General features: G+C 59.7%; 12 protein-coding genes, 1 tRNA gene and 1 pseudogene. All 14 read right to left on the bottom strand.

The genetic code is table 11. The features are described 5' to 3' along the window. Positions 1-8: 8 nt before the first annotated feature. On the bottom strand, positions 9-485 hold the full coding sequence (bcsD, locus tag KHQ23_RS06430; protein WP_002921529.1) for a cellulose biosynthesis protein BcsD: 477 nt from the start codon (positions 483-485) through the stop codon (positions 9-11). Further along, complete coding sequence (locus KHQ23_RS06425) at positions 485-4,537, bottom strand: cellulose biosynthesis protein BcsC (protein ID WP_020803958.1); 4,053 nt, start codon at positions 4,535-4,537, stop codon at positions 485-487. Before KHQ23_RS06425 ends, bcsD begins: the two co-directional genes overlap by 1 nt. Then, positions 4,534-6,969, bottom strand: a complete 2,436-nt coding sequence (bcsB, locus tag KHQ23_RS06420) for a cellulose biosynthesis cyclic di-GMP-binding regulatory protein BcsB (RefSeq protein WP_211776806.1) — start codon at positions 6,967-6,969, stop codon at positions 4,534-4,536. Before bcsB ends, KHQ23_RS06425 begins: the two co-directional genes overlap by 4 nt. Continuing rightward, positions 6,966-9,077 (bottom strand): UDP-forming cellulose synthase catalytic subunit, encoded by a 2,112-nt coding sequence (gene bcsA, locus KHQ23_RS06415; RefSeq protein ID WP_050484911.1) that lies wholly within the window; start codon positions 9,075-9,077, stop codon positions 6,966-6,968. Before bcsA ends, bcsB begins: the two co-directional genes overlap by 4 nt. A 19-nt stretch (positions 9,078-9,096) precedes the next feature. Next, positions 9,097-9,889 (bottom strand): annotated as a pseudogene (locus KHQ23_RS06410) (cellulose synthase operon protein YhjQ/BcsQ). Between the two features lies 1 nt (position 9,890). Then, positions 9,891-10,430, bottom strand: coding sequence for a cellulose biosynthesis protein BcsO (locus KHQ23_RS06405; protein WP_004173939.1), 540 nt, complete (start codon positions 10,428-10,430; stop codon positions 9,891-9,893). A gap of 317 nt (positions 10,431-10,747) precedes the next feature. Further along, a complete protein-coding gene (locus tag KHQ23_RS06400; protein ID WP_004145206.1) occupies positions 10,748-10,927 on the bottom strand; it encodes a hypothetical protein in 180 nt (59 codons plus the stop codon). 18 nt (positions 10,928-10,945) lie between these two features. Continuing rightward, positions 10,946-11,959: a dipeptide ABC transporter ATP-binding subunit DppF gene (gene dppF / locus KHQ23_RS06395; protein WP_002921784.1), complete on the bottom strand. Its 1,014-nt coding sequence runs from the start codon at positions 11,957-11,959 to the stop codon at positions 10,946-10,948. Continuing rightward, positions 11,956-12,939 (bottom strand): dipeptide ABC transporter ATP-binding protein, encoded by a 984-nt coding sequence (dppD, locus tag KHQ23_RS06390; RefSeq protein ID WP_002921785.1) that lies wholly within the window; start codon positions 12,937-12,939, stop codon positions 11,956-11,958. Before dppD ends, dppF begins: the two co-directional genes overlap by 4 nt. A gap of 10 nt (positions 12,940-12,949) precedes the next feature. Further along, positions 12,950-13,852, bottom strand: coding sequence for a dipeptide ABC transporter permease DppC (gene dppC / locus KHQ23_RS06385; protein ID WP_004145207.1), 903 nt, complete (start codon positions 13,850-13,852; stop codon positions 12,950-12,952). Between the two features lie 9 nt (positions 13,853-13,861). After that, positions 13,862-14,881 (bottom strand): dipeptide ABC transporter permease DppB, encoded by a 1,020-nt coding sequence (gene dppB, locus KHQ23_RS06380; RefSeq protein ID WP_002921786.1) that lies wholly within the window; start codon positions 14,879-14,881, stop codon positions 13,862-13,864. A gap of 134 nt (positions 14,882-15,015) precedes the next feature. Further along, positions 15,016-16,623, bottom strand: a complete 1,608-nt coding sequence (gene dppA / locus KHQ23_RS06375; protein WP_002921789.1) for a dipeptide ABC transporter periplasmic-binding protein DppA — start codon at positions 16,621-16,623, stop codon at positions 15,016-15,018. Between the two features lie 716 nt (positions 16,624-17,339). Next, positions 17,340-17,416 (bottom strand) — tRNA-Pro (locus KHQ23_RS06370). A 119-nt stretch (positions 17,417-17,535) separates the two neighbouring features. After that, the gene (locus KHQ23_RS06365; protein WP_016946687.1) at positions 17,536-18,930 is read right to left on the bottom strand and encodes an ankyrin repeat domain-containing protein; all 1,395 of its coding nucleotides are present in this window, start codon (positions 18,928-18,930) and stop codon (positions 17,536-17,538) included. Positions 18,931-19,108: the final 178 nt, after the last annotated feature.

Below are 19,108 nucleotides of genomic sequence, written 5' to 3'. Positions count from 1 at the left end.
TTCACTCTTTATGGATGGTAGTAGAGAAACTGAACGTCAGAGACGGAGAACACCCGCTCACGCTGCAGTATCACGTGGGCACTGCCTCCCTGACTCTGCAGCCAGCGAGAATATAACCCCTCGAGTATGGCACAGAACGCGTTGCACCAGCGCACGCGCCCCGCTTCGTCGCGGCTGACCGGCAACGCCTGATGGCGCAGGCGCAGGCCGTCCTCACCGACATCGATGGTCACCACGCCCCAGTGAAAATGAGTCAGCAGCCGGTTGATATTGGCCTCCAGATCCCCCACCGTCTCCGACGCCGGCAGCGGATGGGTCTCCGCCAGCGAGGCGCCCATCTGACGCAGGAAGGGCTGGCTTTCCAGCTCGCCGGCATTATTTAGCATACCTTCGATCATAATAATCAACAGATCGAACCATCCGGCAGGCGTCTGCTGCTGCTGAAACCAGGTCATCACCACCGGGTTATTGTTCTCCGTCATCATCAATGATCTCCTAACATATAGCGAATATAGAGCCCGGCGGTGCTTTCGTTATAATCCCCGAAGGTGTCATAGCCAATCTGGCCCCCCAGGGTCATTTGTTTGTTGACCTTGTAATCCGCCCCGGCGCGCAGGGTATACCCTATGCCGCTCTTCGAGGTCGCGGAGTAGTAGGCTTCCTTGGCAAACCCATTGCTCACCGCCGTCTCCAGGGTCTGCTGCCACTCCGAATTGGTCGGGAAATAGGCGCTCTTATCCTGACTGTAAGACTGATAGCCCACCGAGCCGCCGAGCTTCATGGTCCAGTTATCATATTTCTCCGTCAGACTGACCGGCAGCGATACGCTGACGTAGTTTTGCGGACTAAAGTAGCCCCCCTGACCATAGGTGAAGTAGCTGAGGTTTTTGGAGTAATCCATATAGCTCATGCTCAACCCGGCCTGCAGCTGGCGGTATTCGTCATGGTAGGGACGAAGATAGACCCCGGCATTGGCGTTGATACTGGTGTTGCTGGCGACGTTCTGCCCCAGATAGCTGTATCCACCGCCGCCGACATAGAAGCCCGCGTCGCCGTCGTCATAGCTCAGCTGCAGGGTGCCGCCGTTTTTCGTCACCTGCCCCCAGGTTTTCCCGGAATAGGCGTCTTTCAGACCCACGTAGGAAAGCAGGCTGTCGGTTAGCGAGCGGCGTTCGCCGGTGAGGATCAGCGACAGATAGTTGGTCAGCTTGGGCGACCATTTCACCCCGCCGACTACGGTATTAAGATCCTGGCCCAACGGCGTGCTGCCGATATCGACCCGGTAATCGTCACCGCTTAACGCCAGCGCCAGTTCGACGCCATTGGCCTTCTGCGAATCGGTCGAGCCGCTGGTCTGGTCAACGTTCGGCTTGCGGCTGGACGAAGAGAGATAGCTGGCCACCTGCCCCGCATCATAGCTCCCGAGCTTCGCCAGGTTTTCCATCCCGCTGCTGGTGGTCGGATTGAAATCTGCCGCGTTCAGGGTGCCGAGGCCGCTTAACGCCTCGGCCCCTGGATTGCTGGCGAAATAGGCCGTCCGCTCCGCCTCGGTCATCGAGGCGATCGCCGCCTGCTCGCTGGTGGCGGTACTCACCATGTTGGAGACCGCGTTAGCCAGCGGGTTGGCGCCGTAGCGACGCCAGGCGTCGCCGCTGGCAGTCCCGGCGTTCAAAGACACCGGGGTGACGGTAAAGTCAAAGCGCGAGTCGCCAAACGGCGAGGATGACCAGGTCAGCGGCGTCCGGAGCTCCGTCAGCTTGCTGGTGCCCGATTCGCCGTCGCGTCCACGCACGTCCATTCCCCCCTGCAGCCAGCTGCCAGTTTTCTCCTGCAGCGACTCCATCATGGTGTCCACCTGACGCAGCATCCGCGTCTGGGCGGTGTCCACCGGCAGATCGGTGCGCTGGATCCCCGGCAGCGTGGAACCAGGCGCGGCGGCCGACTGGGCAACCTGCCACGGCATGTACTGCCCGTAGGCGGAGGCCGTCCGCGTCGGCGCCGACGTTTGCGACACGCCGATAAAGGGGTTATCCGCCGCCAGCACCCCGCCGACGGTCGGCGTTTCGCTACTGTTGGTGCTTTGCATGCCCAGCAGTTTGCCGCGGGCGCTGCGCAGATAGGTCATCGCCTGCTGATGATGTCCCTGGGCCTCCGCCACTCTCGCCAGCAGCAGCAGGCGATCCGGGGAGTTATCCTGGCGCAAACCGCCGGCCAGCTGTTCAGCGCGATCGTTGTTCCCCGCCGACAGCGCCACGTCGATGGCCCCGGCGCGCGCATCCTGGTTCGGCGTATCGCGCGTCATCAGGTAGTCATAGACCACCCCGGCCTCTTTGTTCATTTTGCCGCTCTGGTACAGCCGCGCCATGGCGAACATCAGATCGGTATTTTGCGGATCGCTTTGCATAGCGCGGATCAGCTTGTCATACGCCGCAGCGTAATTGCCCTGCTCGCGCAGGCGGTCGGCTTCGTTGATCACATAGCCATTGCGAATGCTCGCCAGCTGCGTCGGCGTACTGCTGGCCTGCAGCTGCGGATTGCTGATCAGGTTCTGCGCCTCGCCGGTCAGCCCGGCCTGATTCAGGACGGCGATCTGATCGGCGTAATCCCCGGCATTGCCGGATACGCCGCTGCTGATATTGTTGCGCACCAGCGAGACCGCGGTGGTCAGGTCGCCGCTCTCGGCCAGCAGACGCGCCAGCTTGCCGGCGTCCGCCGGGGCTTTTGGCGGCGTGGAGGCCATCGCCCGCAGGGTATTGCTGGCGGCGATGGTATTGCCCTGCGCCAGGTAGTTTTCGGCCGTCACCAACTGCAGGTTGTAGTTCACCCGCTGGCGCAAATCGCGCATGTCGCTGGTCTGGCTGCCGCCGGGAATGCGCGCCAGCAGCGTCTGCGCCTGCTGCCAGGCGCCGTTTTCGCTGGCAAACAGGGCGGCGGCATACAGCGCACTGTTGCTGGCGCTGGGGCGATAGGCCGCCGACATCAGCGAAGAGGCCTCGCTGCCGTTACCCGATTTTTGCAGCAGCCGGGCCAGGTCGAGGCGCAGCCAGGGATCGTCCGGATAGCGGGCGACGCCTTCGCGCAGGGTGGCAATGGCGCCGGCTGGGTTACCGCTGCTGACCTGCGCCTGGGCCTGACGGCGCAGGGCATCGCCCGGCATACCGGCCACCACCCGCGGCTGCAGTTTTTGCCGCAGGCTCTGCGGGAGCGTCTGCAGCATCGCCTGCGCCTCGGCGGATTTATTCTGCTCGCGCAGCACGTAATAGAGATTTTCCCGCGCCGCCGCGTTCTGCGGATCGTCATTTAACAGTGAGCGCAGCGTTTGCTCCGCCTGGGGCAAATCTTTGTTGTGCCGCAGCACATCGGCGCGGAACAGCTTCGCCGAGGCGCCCTGCGCCCCGCTCTGCTGCGCCAACGGCGCGGAGAGCGCCAGCGCCTGGCTGATATTGCCCTGCTTATAGGCCTGCTGGGCCTGCGCCAGCTGGCCGTAGAACAGCGCATCGGCCGCCTGCTGACGACGGGTCGCCGAGGCGTCGCCGCCGAGGTCCGCGGCCCGGCTCAGATACTGCGACGCGGCCTGGTAGTCGCCGCTGCGCTGGGCGATATAGCCCATGCCCGCCAGCGCATCGGCATCCTGGGGGTTAGTCTGCAATACCTCTTCAAACTGCTGCTTCGCGCCGGCGGTATTGCCGCTGTTGAGGTTGGCGTAGCCCTGGCCGCGCGCCTGACCGCTGCGCCGTTCGCGAAAGTAATTCTGAACTTCGCTGTCCTGGGGATGCCGCTGCATCCAGGTGTCGTAATACTGCTCATCCCCGGCCTGCGGGCCCAGCCAGAGCAGCGCCTGGCGCAAGCCGCTGTCCGCCTCTTTATTGCCGCTGGCCATCGGCTCGAGCAGGGCGATCCCTTCCCGGCGAGTCTCTTCCCGCCAGGTTAACGCTTTGCCCAACGCCACCCGCGGGGCGTTCTCCTGCGGATGCTGCGCCACGTACTGGCGCAGCTCGCTGATAGCCTGCGGATAGAGCGATTTGTCGCTGGCCATGGTCAGGTAATATTCCGCCGCCAGCCCGGCAGGCGGCGTATTGCCATTGAACATGCTGCGCCAGGTCGCCAGCGCCCCGGGGATATTGCCTCCGCGCGCCTGCTGGCGGGCCAGGCTGAGCTGGCCCTGCGGCACCTGCGACATCTTTTTGGCGTTGTCCAGATCCTGTAATCCCGGGCTGTCAGGGGCCGCTTTCGCCAGCCGCGCGCGCCACTGCGCCGCCGCCTGCATATCGCCGCCCTGCTGCGACCAGAGCGCCATCAGATACAGCGCCTGGGTGTTGTTGGCATCCACCGAGAGCACCTTCTGCAGGGACTCCATCGCCAGCTCGTCATGAGATTTCTCATGCCAGTAGTTGGCCTGAGCGAACAGCGCCTGTAGCGCCGCGTCGTTCCCCGCCGCCAGCGCGCCGCCCGAGGCAGCGAGAGTCAACGCGCCGGTGAGGCAGAACGTGGTAAGCCGACGGGAGGTCTTCATCGTTATTATTATTTTTCTTTTCATTGGTTATCCCCCGAACCCAGACGCTTACGGGCGTGACGTTTAAACATCGCGGTCAGCGCCAGTCCCATTATCGAGGTGGCAATCAGCCCCAGCACCGCCAGGAAACCTGAGTGCTGGCTGGCATACCAGACCGCCATCATGTACCACGGCATCTGACCGCTGGGGAACGGCGTACTCACCTGGAAGCTGCGCACCCCGTTATCGCTGGTGATCACCGCGGTATCGCCGCGGATCCCGGCGTTAATGCGCGGCGATTCCAGATCGGTCTTCAGTCGCGCCAGCTGGTCATCATTGCTGGCCAGCGCCACCACCACCAGGCGGGTGGAATTCCACGGCGAGCGATAGCTGATGAACCCGCGCCAGGCGCTGCTCGACGAAAAGTAGCGATCGGCGTCGAGGCTGGCGGAAGTCCAGTCGCCGGTGAGCCGGCGCTGGACTTTTTGCCACAGGTCTGGCTCGCGGACGCTCAGCACATTATCTACCGGGCGATAGGGTGAGTCGGCCAGCAGGCTCTGGTTAAAGGCCTGCTGATCGAGAGCGGTGACCGCCAGCACGTCACGTTCACGCAGCGACTGCAAATCCCCCCCGCCGGTGGGCATCCCGAGCACGACGCGGTTATTCGCCAGCGCGGTGCCGGTCGCGTTCCCGGAGCGTGCCGCCAGATTCAGCAGGGTCGCCACCTGGGTTTCAGACGGGTCCGCCGGCAGCAGAAGGGTCGTCTGCGAATAGTCCGCCAGCCGCGAGAAGGGGAACGAGGCGCCGACAAAGTAGGAGAGATTGGGCAACAGCGAGAAGTGACGCGTCTTGCTCAAATCGATCCAGGAGTCGTCAGTGATCCGGCTCTTGATATTGTTATTCAGCAGCACCGAACACGGAACATCGTCCTTCGGCACCACATTGAAGTACATCGACAGCTGGTTATCGCCGTAAATCAGGTAGGGCGCCAGCGGGATGGTAAAGCGCTCCTGGCGCGCATCGCCCCCGAGGTAGCGCCAGACTTTCTCCAGCGGCCCCTGCTTGTTCATCGGCAGGTTGTTGAGGAAGGTGCCGTTGAGCGTGACGCTCAGCAAGGACTTGTCCTCATTAATCCAGCTTTCCGACGGGAAGCGGTAGCCAACCTGTAGCGGAATGGTCTCTCCATCCCACAGATAGAGATCGGGCGCGGCGCGGAAGGCGATACGTAAAGGTTCGTGCCAGACGCCGCTGACGGTCGGGCTTTGATCCTTACGCAGCAGCTCGCTGAGCTTGACCGGACGATCGGTGGGGATCCAGCGCGGGGCATCATATGCTTTGCCAACCGGGATGGTCTGCGGTTCGACATCCAGCGTCGCGGTTTGCGGCGCAAAGTTGCCGCGGGTTAACCGCCAGGCGGCCATGCGCAGCGCCGTATCGTTTTTGCCGACAATCAGCAGCAGTTTATAGGCCGGATTGGCGGGGTTGGCGATGATGCGCAGCAGCGGCTTATCGGTTTCCGGCAGCATCATGCCGCCCACCTGCTCCCCCGGATGGCCAATCACGATGCCGTGGCGTTCCGGCAGACGGTCGCGCAGAGCGCTGAAGGCGATGCCGCGATAGTCCGCCTGGATACCCAGCCAGGAGGAGATCAGCGCCGCGGCGCTGAAGACGTCCGCCGACGGCTTGGCCCCATAGGCGACCGCAATGTCCGCCGGGGTCATCTGCATGCTGTCAAAGAAGGGCCGCGGGAAGTGGCTCAGGTCGTCGCTGATGTTCAGCTGCTGGCTTTCCCAACTGAAATGCGACGTGGGCAGCACCGTCACGCGCGACGTATCATGAATGTCACGCTGGCACTGCAGGGTATCGCCATCGTTGATCTTCACGCTCAGGTTATTGCTGGAGACCATCAGCGCGGGCGGAATATCCAGCTGATAATGGGAGACATCCTCGCCATCGGCGCCCAGCGGCAGCGTGCCGAGCGGTTGACCGTTGAGCATCAGCTGCAGGGTGGCGTTGCGGCTCGCCATCTCCGGCGATACGCGAACGGCAAGGCTGAGCTGCGAATGGATCACCACCTGATCGGCAGGCAGGGTAAAGCTGACCCCACCCTGTCGCTGGTCGCCGCTGAGGATAATCCCGTCCGGCATCCCCATCTGCGCCAGATTCAGATCGCCTCCCCAGACCGGAGCGACAGGAATGACCTCCGGCGCGGCCGTGCCGCTCACCGGCGGGGGTAAGTCCGGCATAACCGGCGCAGGGGCCGTCGCCACCGCATCGCCGGCGGTGGCGGGGGCTGCCGGAGAGGCGCCCTCCTCCGGCGAGGCAGCCGGAGGTTCGTCGCCTGGCTCGCTGTCCGCCGCGTCGTTGAGCTGCGGGAAGCTCAGCGGGGCAGCGGAGCCGGAGCCCGGTTCTTCACTGTGTAGCGCAGGCGCAGAAAGCATCCCTGCCAGCAGCGCCAGCGTGGTTAATCGCTTCATAACGTCCCATCCTCCTGCGCCGTTTTCGCCACTGTTGCCCGATTGCGCTGGCTGCGACGGGTTTTCCACGTCAGCCAGAACAGTTCGAACACGCAGCGTAAAATGGTGAAGAAGGAGCGGAACGGGTTATCCTGCGGGCGCGGCGGATTAATCCACGCATCCGCGCGGGCCAGCACCACGCGCACCAGTTCACGGCGGCGCGAAAGCGGAATATCTTCATCAAACTTGAGGCGCAGGAAGCGCTCGTCAGAGGTGACCAGCTGGGCCGGAATCGAGATAGCCCCGGACTGCAGGATCAGCTCAATCTCTTCGATGTCATCCTCCAGATGGCGATTATCAAGCGCGACCACGCGGCAGCCGCCCATCGACAGATCCGCGGTATGGCTGCGCGAGACGATGCCGCTGGCGTAATGGATCACCACCGGAATGTCGACATCGATACGAATGGTTTTTCGCACCTGCCGCGTTTCGCGCGCCACGGCAATCGCCGCCAGCAGGAAGATCAGACTGTAGATCCCCCACCCGACGTTGAGGGCGATAACGTTGGGATCCGAGCCAAAGTAGTCATGGCCAATCGCCCGGACGATGCCGACCACCACCCCCAGGGCCAGCAGGCAGGCCACCACCAGGTGCGGGCGCACCACGGTGAAATCGAAGTAGCCGACGTCCAGCAGGCCGCCCTTATCGGTGACGTTGAACTTGCCGCGTTTAGGGAAAATCATCGTCACCAGGGTCGGCAGCACCAGGTGGAAGGCCAGCACAATATCGTAAATTTCCCCCCAGAAGCTGTAGCGATAGCGGCCGTTCATTCGCGAACCGACGTAAATAGCGAGGAACAGGTGCGGCAGGGCATAGGAGACGATCAGGCTCGCCGACGAGTAAATAATATTGAGGTTAAACAGCAGGTAAGCCAGCGGGGCGGTGACAAACACCACCCTGGGCAGCGCGAACTGGTAGTAGAGCATGGCGCTGAGATAGCACAAGCGCTGCTGAAAAGTCAGCCCGCGGCCAAACAGCGGATTATCGACGCGGAAAATCTGCGTCATCCCGCGCGCCCAGCGGGTACGCTGGATGACGTGCACCACCAGGCGTTCAGTAGCGAGGCCTGCGGCCAGTGGGATATCGAGAAAGGCCGACTTCCACCCCAGACGCTGAAACTTCAGCGCCGTATGAGCATCTTCGGTCACCGTTTCGACGGCGAAACCGCCGATCTGCGCCAGCGCCTCGCGACGGATCACCGCGCAGGAGCCGCAGAAAAAGGTGGCGTTCCAGTTGTCGTTCCCCTGCTGAATCGGGCCATAGAACAACATCCCTTCGTTGGGAATGTTGCGTCCGACGGAGAGGTTACGTTCAAACGGGTCCGGGGAATAGAAGTAGTGCGGCGTCTGCACCAGAGCCAGCATCGGGTCTTTCAGGAAACCGCCGACGGTGGCCTGCAGGAAGACGCGCGTGGCGACGTGGTCGCAGTCGAAAACGCAGATAAGCTCCCCCTGAGTCAGGGTCAGCGCATGGTTAAGGTTCCCCGCTTTGGCGTGCTTGTTGTCATTGCGGGTGATATAGCCCACCCCAACGTCGGCGGCGAAGACGGCAAACTCGCTGCGCTTACCGTCATCCAGAAGATAGATTTTCATTTTATCTTTTGGATAATCAATGCATTGTGCCGCTAGGACGGTATCGCGCACCACCTCCAGCGGTTCGTTATAGCTCGGAATATAGATATCGACCGTCGGCCACTTACTCATATCATCCGGCAGCGGAACAATGCCGCGCTTCAGCGGCCAGACCGTCTGCAGATAGTTAAGCAGTAGCATCACCCAGATATAGACTTCCGCCAGAAAGAGTCCCATGCCGAGAATAGCTTCAATGGACGAGTTGAAGTGCAGGGTCTGCGTGAGGCGAAAATACATGTAACGGGTGGACATCAGCAGCGACGTGACGACCATAATGACCGATACGCTGCGGCGCTTGCTGAAGCCCATCAGAAAGAGAATACCGATACTTAACAGACCAAAAATATACTGCTTTTGGCTGTCCATCGGCGTGATCACCACCAGCACGGCGACGGGTGACAGCACCAGCGCCAGCAACCAAAAAAGAGATTTTTTCATTCAGCAGCCCTGCAAAAAGTTAACGCCCTGACATGCGTGGCTGGCTGTGCACCGTGCCATCGCCAATATGAATACCCAACAGCGAAGATATTTTTTTAGCCATGATTTCAATATCGAAGGCCGCTGCCGAGGAAGCGTTAAAGTCCAGGATCGACTTCTGCGAGGCATTGGCCTCCACCACGCTTTCATCACGATGGATCACGCCAAGCAGTCGCTCGCCCAGTTTCTCTTCCATCAGGCTGGTGACGTCCCGGCTGACCTGGCGACGGCTATCGCTTTGGTTAATGACGAAATAGTGCCCGTGCTTATGATTCAGCGCCGCGCCGGTCAGGCGCTGCTTTTCTACGTGCGCCAGGGTCGACATCGAGGCGGTATCCGCCAGCAGCGGGATAAGATGCAGGTCCGCCAGCCCCGTCAGCGCCTTTAGCGCGGGCGAAGGTCCAGGGGGCATATCGGCGATGGTGATAAGCCCGGGATAATTAAGCAGCGCGGACAGACCGCGCTGGAGGAAATGGTCATTATGGGTCAGTTGCTCATCAAACGCCTGACGCTGCGCCTCGCTCACTTCGCCATATGGCAGGACGAAAATATTACTGCCGGCGCTCAACACGCACTGGCTCCAGTCGTGCAGCTCCAGCGCCTTCGCCACATAGCCCCGCTCATCGTTCAGCGGTACGCCAAAATGCAAACGCAGCGCGTTCTGGACATCAAAATCCAGCGCCAGAACTTTGCTGCCCGTCCGCGCCAGCGAATAGGCTAAATTGGCCGCCAGGGTCGTTTTCCCTACGCCGCCTTTCGGTGAACAGACGCAAATCAACGGCATGTCGCGATCCTTTCCAGAAGTGATTTCAAAGGCTGGTCTTTATTTTTCGCCACCGGCTCCGCGCTTTTCGCGGCGAACAGGTGGGCATAGTTCTCGGCGGCGGGCGCGGGTCGGGGGGCCATTCTCGGCGGCGGCGCCATGGCCGGTTCCGACGCCGGAATTGAAGGCGCAGGGGTCGGCGCAGGCTCCTGCCTGACCGGATCCGGTGCGGCTGCGGCGGTCTCCACGACCGGCTGGGGGGTAGCAGGCGCGGCCGAAGCGGCAGACACAACAGGATCAGAGGTTGGCGCCGCTGCTACGGCCGCCTCTACCTGGCGGAACAGATCCGCGGGCACCGACTGCGGCAACGGCGCGGAGACCGAGCCTCCCAGCGCCAGAGAAGAGGGTTTCTCGGCGCCGGGATTTAGCTGATTGAGGATCGCCCAGTCGCCGTGTTCCCGCGTGGCGGCTTGCGAAGAAAGATCCTGAAAGTTGAGGTTTTGCGTCCGCGTTTTTTCTTGAAAGCGCTGCAGATCATCATAATGGTTCATTGATAACCTCATGATTTTAAAAATTTCATATTAAGTTTGTTGTTATTTTCTGGGTATATTAAAAATATCGTGACGCTTCTGGGATGGCAGATAACGCGCCGATGGTGACGTACCAATACACACGATTGACAGGGTTATAATAGTTTAGAATTTGATTTTCGGGATGATTCCACGGCAGAAGTATCGCTACACTAACATTTCCCTTGCAGAAGGGTAGCCCCATTTTTTAGGTATGCGTACATCCTTAACTTCCCGCAATCACCACGCTTCCCAGTCGTTTTTATATAAAAGTATTAGGTCATGATGAAATCATAGCGTCAGATCAGCGAAAGAATAAACCTGAACCATTTTAATTTCTCTTTAATTCTATAAAAATGGACTGAAAGGCTTATTTTTTCGGATAATCTACGAAGAATGCTCTGAGAGCGTGACATAAACTGCGGCAATATGCGTAAGCGCCAGGTTTTATCCACGGCGGGAGAGAAGCTCCCGGCCATGGGACCGGGAGCGCGCCATCAGGCGTGGGACTTTTGCGGATTCTCATCCTGGTCGACGGCAAAGCAGGCCACCAGCTGGCCGCCGTAATCCTTCAGCTGCGGCTGGAGCTGAGTGCAGGGGCCAAAGCGACGGCGACAGCGCGCGTTAAAGGCGCAGCCCGGTGGCGGATTTAGCGGGCTCGGCAGTTCGCCGGTCAGCTTGATCCGCTCGCGCCGGTCGTCTGGGTTCAGACGCGGCGTCGCCGACAGCAGCGCCTGGGTGTACGGATGACGCGGATTGTTGAAGATCTGGTCTTTGGTGCCCTTCTCCACGCAGCGGCCGAGATACATCACCATCACTTCATCGGCGATGTGCTCGACGACCGACAGGTCGTGGGAGATAAACACGTAGGACAGCCCTAAATCCTGCTGCAGATCCATCATCAGGTTCAGCACCTGGGCGCGTACCGAAACGTCCAGCGCGGAGACCGGCTCATCGGCAATCACCACATCTGGATCCAGCATCAGCCCGCGAGCAATAGCGATACGCTGACGCTGACCGCCGGAGAACATATGCGGGTAGCGATCGTAATGCTCGGTTTTCAGGCCCACTTTCGCCATCATCGCCAGCGCTTTTTCACGCCGCTGCTCTTTGCTCAGGCTGCTGTTAATCAGCAGCGGCTCCTCCAGAATCTGCCCCACTTTTTTACGCGGGTTCAGCGAACCATACGGGTTCTGGAACACAATCTGGATTTTTTGCCGCCGCAGCTTCTGCGCCTGCGGGTCGTGCTTAAGCAGATCCTGCCCCTGATAATAGAGCTCGCCGCCGGTGGGGATCTCAATCATCGTCAGCAGACGACCGAGGGTCGATTTGCCGCAGCCCGACTCCCCCACTACCGCCAGCGTTTTACCGCGCTCAAGGGTAAAGGAGACGCCGTCCAGCGCCTTCACCAGCCGTTCCGGGGCGAATAACCCCTTCTTCACCGGATAGTGTTTTTTCAGATCAATGGCCTGCAACAGCGGTTGTGGCGTGGCGGCCTTTTGCGTACTCATAATCCAGGCCTCCCGGCATCATCGAGTGGGTAGTGACATTTAGACTGGCGGCCGCCGGTCAGATCCGCGAGCGCCGGCTCTTCGCTACGGCATTTATCCGTGGCATAGGGGCAGCGCGGATTAAGCAGGCAGCCGTTGGGACGGTCATATTTCCCCGGCACCACGCCCGGCAGCGAGGCCAGACGCGCTTTATCCTGGGCGAATTCCGGCAGCGCGCGCAGCAGCGCCTGGGTATAAGGATGGCGCGGCGCGCGGAAGATATCTTTCGCGTCACCGGTCTCCACCACCTGACCCGCGTACATAACGATAATTTTATGCGCGGCTTCCGCCACCAGCGCCAGGTCGTGGGTGATCAGCACCAGCGCCATATTCTCCTGCTGCTGCAGATCCAGCAGTAGCTCAATGATTTGCGCCTGAATGGTCACGTCCAGCGCGGTGGTCGGTTCATCGGCAATCAGTAGTTTTGGCCGACAGGCAATCGCCATCGCGATCATCACACGCTGGCTCATGCCGCCGGAAAGCTGATGCGGATAGACGTCCAGCCGCGAGGCCGGATCGGGAATGCCCACCAGGTTCAGCAGGTCGATGGCCCGCTGGCGGCGGGTTTGCTTATTACCACCCTGATGGACCTTAATCGCTTCCATAATCTGGTAGCCGACGGTAAAGCACGGGTTGAGGCTGGTCATTGGATCCTGGAAGATCATCGCCACTTCCGCCCCCACCAGCTGGCGCCGCTCTTTTTCAGAGATGCGCTGCAGATCGCGGCCGTTAAATTCCAGTTTGTCCGCCATCACCCGGCCGGGATAGTCAATCAGCCCCATAATCGCCAGCGAGCTGACGGATTTACCGGAGCCGGACTCCCCGACGATACCGACCACTTCACCCTGCTTCACGCTATAGCTGATGCGGTCTACGGCGCGGAACGGCGCGTTTTCATCGCCGAAATGCACCGATAATTTATCTACATTCAATAACGCCATCTCGAACCTCTTACTGCTTCAGTTTGGGATCGAGCGCGTCACGCAGACCGTCACCCATCAGGTTAAATGCCAGCACCGTCAGCAGGATCGCCACGCCCGGGAAGGTGACTACCCACCAGGCGCTTTGCGCGAACTGCAACACGTCGGAAAGCATGGTGCCCCACTCCGGCGTCGGCGGCTGCGCGCCCATGCCGAGGAACCCCAGCGCTGCCATGTCGAGAATGGCGTTGGAAAAGCCCAGCGACGCCTGAACGATCAGCGGCGCGAGACAGTTAGGGAGAATATTAACGAACATCTGGCGCATCGCGCCGGCGCCCGCTACGCGGGAGGCGGTCACGTAGTCACGGTTGACCTCCACCAGCACCGCGGCGCGCGTGAGACGCACATAGTGCGGGAGCGCCACGAAGGTTAGCGCCAGCGAGGCGTTGACGATGGAGGGCCCGAAGATTGCCACCAGCACCAGCGCCAGCAGCAGACTCGGCAGCGCCAGCATAATATCGACGACGCGCATGATGATTGAGTCCACCACTCCGCCGAAATAGCCCGCCACCAGGCCGAGCACCACGCCGAGGATCAGCGACAGAACCACCACCAGGCAGCCCACCAGCAGCGACAGGCGGGCGCCGTACATCAGGCGCGACAGAATATCGCGGCCCACGTCGTCGGTGCCGAGCAGATGCGCCATGCTGCCGCCGTCCTGCCAGAACGGCGGCGCCAGCAGCGAATCACGGAACTGATCCGCCGGGTTATAGGGGGCGAGGAAGTTGGCGAATACCGCGATGACGATCATCACCACCACGTATACCAGCCCGACGACCGCCCCTTTGTTGCGTTTGAAATAGTGCCAGAACTCCTGCAGCGGAGTCATGGGTACCGGCGCAGCGATAACTTTATTTTCAGTAACTTGTGACATGATGGCCCCTTACTTCTTATGCCGGATACGCGGGTTCACCACGCCGTACAGCAGGTCGACCAGCAGGTTGACGAGGATAATCATCGTCGCCACCAGCAGCACCCCGCCCTGCACCACCGGATAATCGCGACGCTGCAGCGCGTCGATCAGCCAGCGACCTAAACCAGGCCATGAGAAAATGGTTTCCGTCAGGATGGCGCCCGCCAGCAGGGTGCCCACCTGCAGACCAATCACCGTGACCACCGGCAGCATCGCGTTACGCAGCGCGTGGATCACGATCACCCGCATCCGGGTCAGGCCTTTGGCGCGCGCGGTACGGATATAGTCTTCGCCAAGCACTTCCAGCATCGACGAACGGGTCATACGTACAATCACCGCCAGCGGGATGGTGCCCAGCACGATAGCGGGCAGGATCATATGCATTAAGGCGTCAATAAAGTCGCCCTGCTCGCCCCAGATGGCGGTGTCGATCAGCATAAAGCCGGTCAGCGGCAGGGTATCGTCAAGGAATACCGTATCGCTGATGCGCCCGGAGACCGGCGTCAGGTTCAGCTGTACCGAAACCAGCATAATCAGCATCATGCCCCACCAGAAGATAGGCATTGAGTAGCCGGTCAGCGCCAGGCCCACCGCGGTGTGGTCAAAGATGGAGCCGCGTTTTACCGCAGCCAGCACGCCCACCGGAATGCCGACGGCGACGGCGAAGATCATCGCGCAGACGCCCAGCTCAAGGGTGGCTTTAAAGCGCGGGACAAACTCCTGCCACACGGGAATGCGGCTTTTCAGCGAGATGCCTAAATCGCCGTGCAGCACGCCCCAGATATAGTGGGCATATTGCTGCCACAGCGGCTTATCAAGGCCCATTTCGGCCAGCAGCTGCGCGTGACGTTCGGGGGAAATACCACGTTCGCCCGCCATAATCATCACCGGATCGCCGGGGATCATATGGACGAAGGCAAAGGTGAGAAGGGTGATACCGATAAATGTCGGGATGACTAGTCCCAGACGTCGGAGAATAAACTGCAACATAACCCGGATTCTCTCTAGTGACGCCCCGCCTGGCGACAGGGCGTCTGTATTGCTCACAAAAGCATTCCCCGGAATAGCGGGAATACGCCCCCCGCCTCTCCCACGCGGGGAGAGGGGGTCAGGCATCGTGCTTATTATTCGACAGAGACGTTATCGAAGTGGTGTTTGCCCAGCGGGTCCACCACATAGCCTTTGACTTCTTTACGCACCGGCTCATAGACGGTGGAGTGAGCAATGATCAGCGCCGGAGCCTGGTCATGCATCACTACCTGAGCCTGTTTGTACAGTTCAATACGCTTGTTGTGGTCGTCGGTAGCGCGGGCCGGCTGAATAAGATCTTCAAACGGCTTATAGCACCAGCGCGAGTAGTTGGAGCCGTCTTTCGCCGCGGCGCAGCTGAACAGGGTCGCGAAGAAGTTATCCGGATCCCCGTTGTCGCCGGTCCAGCCCATCATCACGCTCTGGTGCTCGCCCGCTTTCGCCCGCTTCAGATACTCGCCCCACTCGTAGGTGACGATCTTGGCCTGGACGCCAATCTTGGCCCAGTCAGCCTGAATCATCTCCGCCATGCGGCGGGCGTTCGGGTTGTACGGACGCTGTACCGGCATCGCCCACAGATCGATGGTGAAGCCTTTTTCCAGGCCCGCTTCTTTCAGCAGCTGCTTCGCCTTCTCCGGATCGTAGGTGTAGTCCTTAACGTCGTCGTTATAGCCCCACATGGTCGGCGGGATCAGGTTCTTCGCCGCCTGGCCTGCGCCCTGGTAAACCGCTTTGATGATCGCTTCTTTGTTGACCGCGTAGGTCAGCGCCTGACGTACTTTGACGTCGTCCAGCGGTTTCTTCTCGGTGTTAAAGGAGAGATAACCAACGTTCAGACCCGGCTGTTCCAGCAGGGTAATGTTCTTATCTTCCTTCATGCGCGCGATGTCCGCCGGGTTCGGGTACGGCATCACCTGGCACTCGTTTTTCTGCAGCTTGGCATAGCGCACGGAAGCGTCCGGGGTGATGGAGAAGACCAGACGATCGATCTTCGGCTTGGTACCCCAGTAGCCCGGGAAGGCTTTATACAGAATGCGGGAATCTTTCTGGTATTGCAGCAGCTGGAATGGGCCGGTACCGATAGGATTGAGATCCACTTTTTCCGGCGTGCCGGCTTTCAGCATGTTGTCAGCATACTCTTTCGAAAGAATGGAGGCGAAGTCCATGGCCAGATCAGCGAGGAACGGCGCTTCCGGACGGGTCAGGACGAACTGGACGGTATTATCGTCCACTTTCTTCACTTCGCTAATCAGGTCCGGTAAGCCCATCCCTTCAAAGTATTCATAGCTGCCGCCAGAAACTTTATGGTACGGGTTATTAGTATTCTTCTGGCGATCGAAGGAGAACACCACGTCATCGGCGTTCAGGTCACGGGTTGGTTTAAAGTCTTTATTATCCTGCCACTTCACACCCTGACGGAGGTGGAAAGTATAGGTTTTGCCATCCGCACTGACTTCCCATTTCTCAGCAAGTCCTGGAATAACTTCCGTCGTACCGGTTTTAAATTCGACCAGGCGGTTATAGATCGGTACGGAGCTGGCATCATAGGTGGTGCCAGAGGTGAAGAGCTGTGGGTTAAATCCTTCCGGCGAGCCTTCAGAACAATAAACCAGGGTTTTCGCTTGCACGCTGGCGGCGACGGTCATGGCGACCAGGCTCAGACCAAGCTTCAGCATCCCTGATTTCTTCAAGGAAATACTCATTATTCTGCTCCAAAATTGTGATGTTGTTTGCATATATCCGCCGGACCTTTATTTATTTTTTACCCGGTCCGGTCGGTGGTGCCCGAAGGCGTAGAGAGAGATGGGGATTCCTTTCGCAAAAACGACTGAGTTGCAGTACGGATTCTCCATGAAATGCCCCTCATGCCCTACAATCTGTCAACAGAATGGGGAAACGTCAATACAGCCAGCCGGGTTTTACATCCAGCGTGAGAAACGGCAGGCAAAGATTAAAAAAACTTCAGGACGCTATTTTCAGCAGAGAAATTTATGCTACTGGCAATTCAGCAGAATAAAGACCTTATTAATTTGCAACACCCAGTGGGAAACAATGCCAGCAAATGAGAAAAATTTCTTGCTGTGTGACCAATATGTGAGCGATTAATAGCGTGAACGTTAAAACGCACAGCGGAAAATGCTGCATTCAGCCATAAGCTTCGCGAAAAAAGATCTGTTCATCGATAAAAAAATGCAATGGAAGATGTCACAAAATAGCGAATAGCCGGCTGAAAACGTGAGTAAAGACGTTTATTGTGATTTTGGTGGTATTTTTGGCCAGTTGTGCACTGATGATGCCCGGCGGCGCTGCGCTTGCGCGGGCCTACGAAACGCGAGTCGAACCTCCTGCCCCCGGAGGTTCTCATCCTCACTGGCCTCAGATGCAAAAAAGCCTGCTCATTGAGCAGGCTTTTCGAATTTGGTCGGTGATAGAGGATTCGAACCTCCGACCCCTTCGTCCCGAACGAAGTGCGCTACCAGGCTGCGCCAATCACCGAATGCGGGGCGCATCTTACTGCTGGGATGCCTACCCGTCAATGCCTTATTTTCAAAAAATCGCTCAACCGGCGAGAAACTCAGCAGCCTGAGCAGCGAATCGCCGGTTGCTCAACGTTTTTAGCGGCAGTTGACCTCAAACGTTTTGCGATACTCGGATACCTTACATGTCACCGGCTCGCCGAGATAGGTTGCGCCCGCCGGGGTGAATGTAAACTCTCCCAGTAGCATCGTCAGCTCCCCCAGCTCCGGGCAGGATTGCTGATGACGCATAATATCCGGGCGGGTATCGTTATTCACCGCCCGGGCGATGTCGCTGTATGCCAGCTTGTCAGCAAAGGCATTAGCACAAAACTGCAGTTCGCTTTGCGCCATATGCGCGGCCTGCCCCTTCAGCTCGGCATGCTGTGCCAGCAGCAGCTGGCGAACCTCGCCGGCCCGGCTGTAGCCAATCGCCGTATAGCCGGCCTTATTGCTGAGGTTGACGCTGGCGCCAGCCGCAAGCAGCGCCTCGACATTGGCTTTATTATTCATTTTGACCGCCAGCATCAGCGGGCTGAGATCGTTGGCGGAAAGCTGGTCCAACTTTGCGCCGCGCTGCACCAGCGCCGCGATCACCGCAGGCGCCCCCTGACCCGCCGCCACCTGCAGCGCCGTGAGTCCTTCACGGTTCGGCTTATCCACTTCCACCCCGGAGGCCGACAGCGCCAGCACCAGATCGGGATCATCCCCCGCCGCCGCCAGCATCAGCGGTGTGGTGCCGGATTTATCCGCCAGGCTGGTGTCCGCCCCGGCGTTGGCCAACGTCGTGATGGTTTCCGCCGATCGCGCGTGATCGACAGCGAGGAAAAAGGCCGATTCCCCGGACGCGTTGACGGCCTTCACGTCCGCGCCGTGCTTGAGGAGCAGCGCCACTATCTCGTCGACGTTCTTCTTAAACGCGCCGGGCGCCAGTTGTAACGCCATGTCTTCGGTCATCAGCGCGCGATTGCCCGTCGCCAGCGATTTCGCCGCCGTTGCGCCAACTATCTTGTCCAGCGTACTCTCCTCTTCGACAGGCGCATCGGGCTTTTTCATCGCCAGAATATGCTGATAGTCGTTTCTGACGTCCCCGCCGTCGGAGATGGCGGACATCAATGCCGTACTCTTGTCGATGGAGGTCTGATTCACCGACGCTCCCGCCTGGAGAAGATCGCCGATAATCGCGGTATCGCTGCCACGCGCCGCCGCCAGCATTAGCGCCGTGACGCCCTGGCGCGTCTGGAGGTTCGGCTTCGCCCGACGCTTAAGCAGCAATTCAACCACATCGCGTCGATTTTCCGCAGCAGCGACCATCAGGCCGCTTAAGCCGGTTTTATCCTGACCATCCACATCAATGCCGTTATCCAGCATGGCTGCGATCGTCGCTGGCGCATCGTATTTACAGGCCAGCAGGAACTGGCTGGTCTCTTCCTCAGACTGGCAGCCGGCGAGCATCATCAGGCACAGTAGGACCAACCCCTTTATCACCTTCATCCTTTCTCTCCATGAAAAGTTCATGCACAGGGGAAGCGAGGAAGCAGGGGTAATCAAAGAAGAAGAGGTCACCTGCCAGACACGTCCACTGTGCGAAAAAAATCCCTCGCGCGGCGTCAGCCGGCGAGGGATTAGCTTATCCTGGGCTCAGGAAAGGAAAACAGACCCGAGAATCTGA

The organism is Klebsiella sp. 64, assembly GCF_018223915.1.
Lineage (GTDB): Bacteria > Pseudomonadota > Gammaproteobacteria > Enterobacterales > Enterobacteriaceae > Klebsiella > Klebsiella pneumoniae.
The sequence above is the reverse complement of the archived record's forward strand: the minus strand, read 5'-3'. Positions and strand labels throughout refer to the sequence as shown.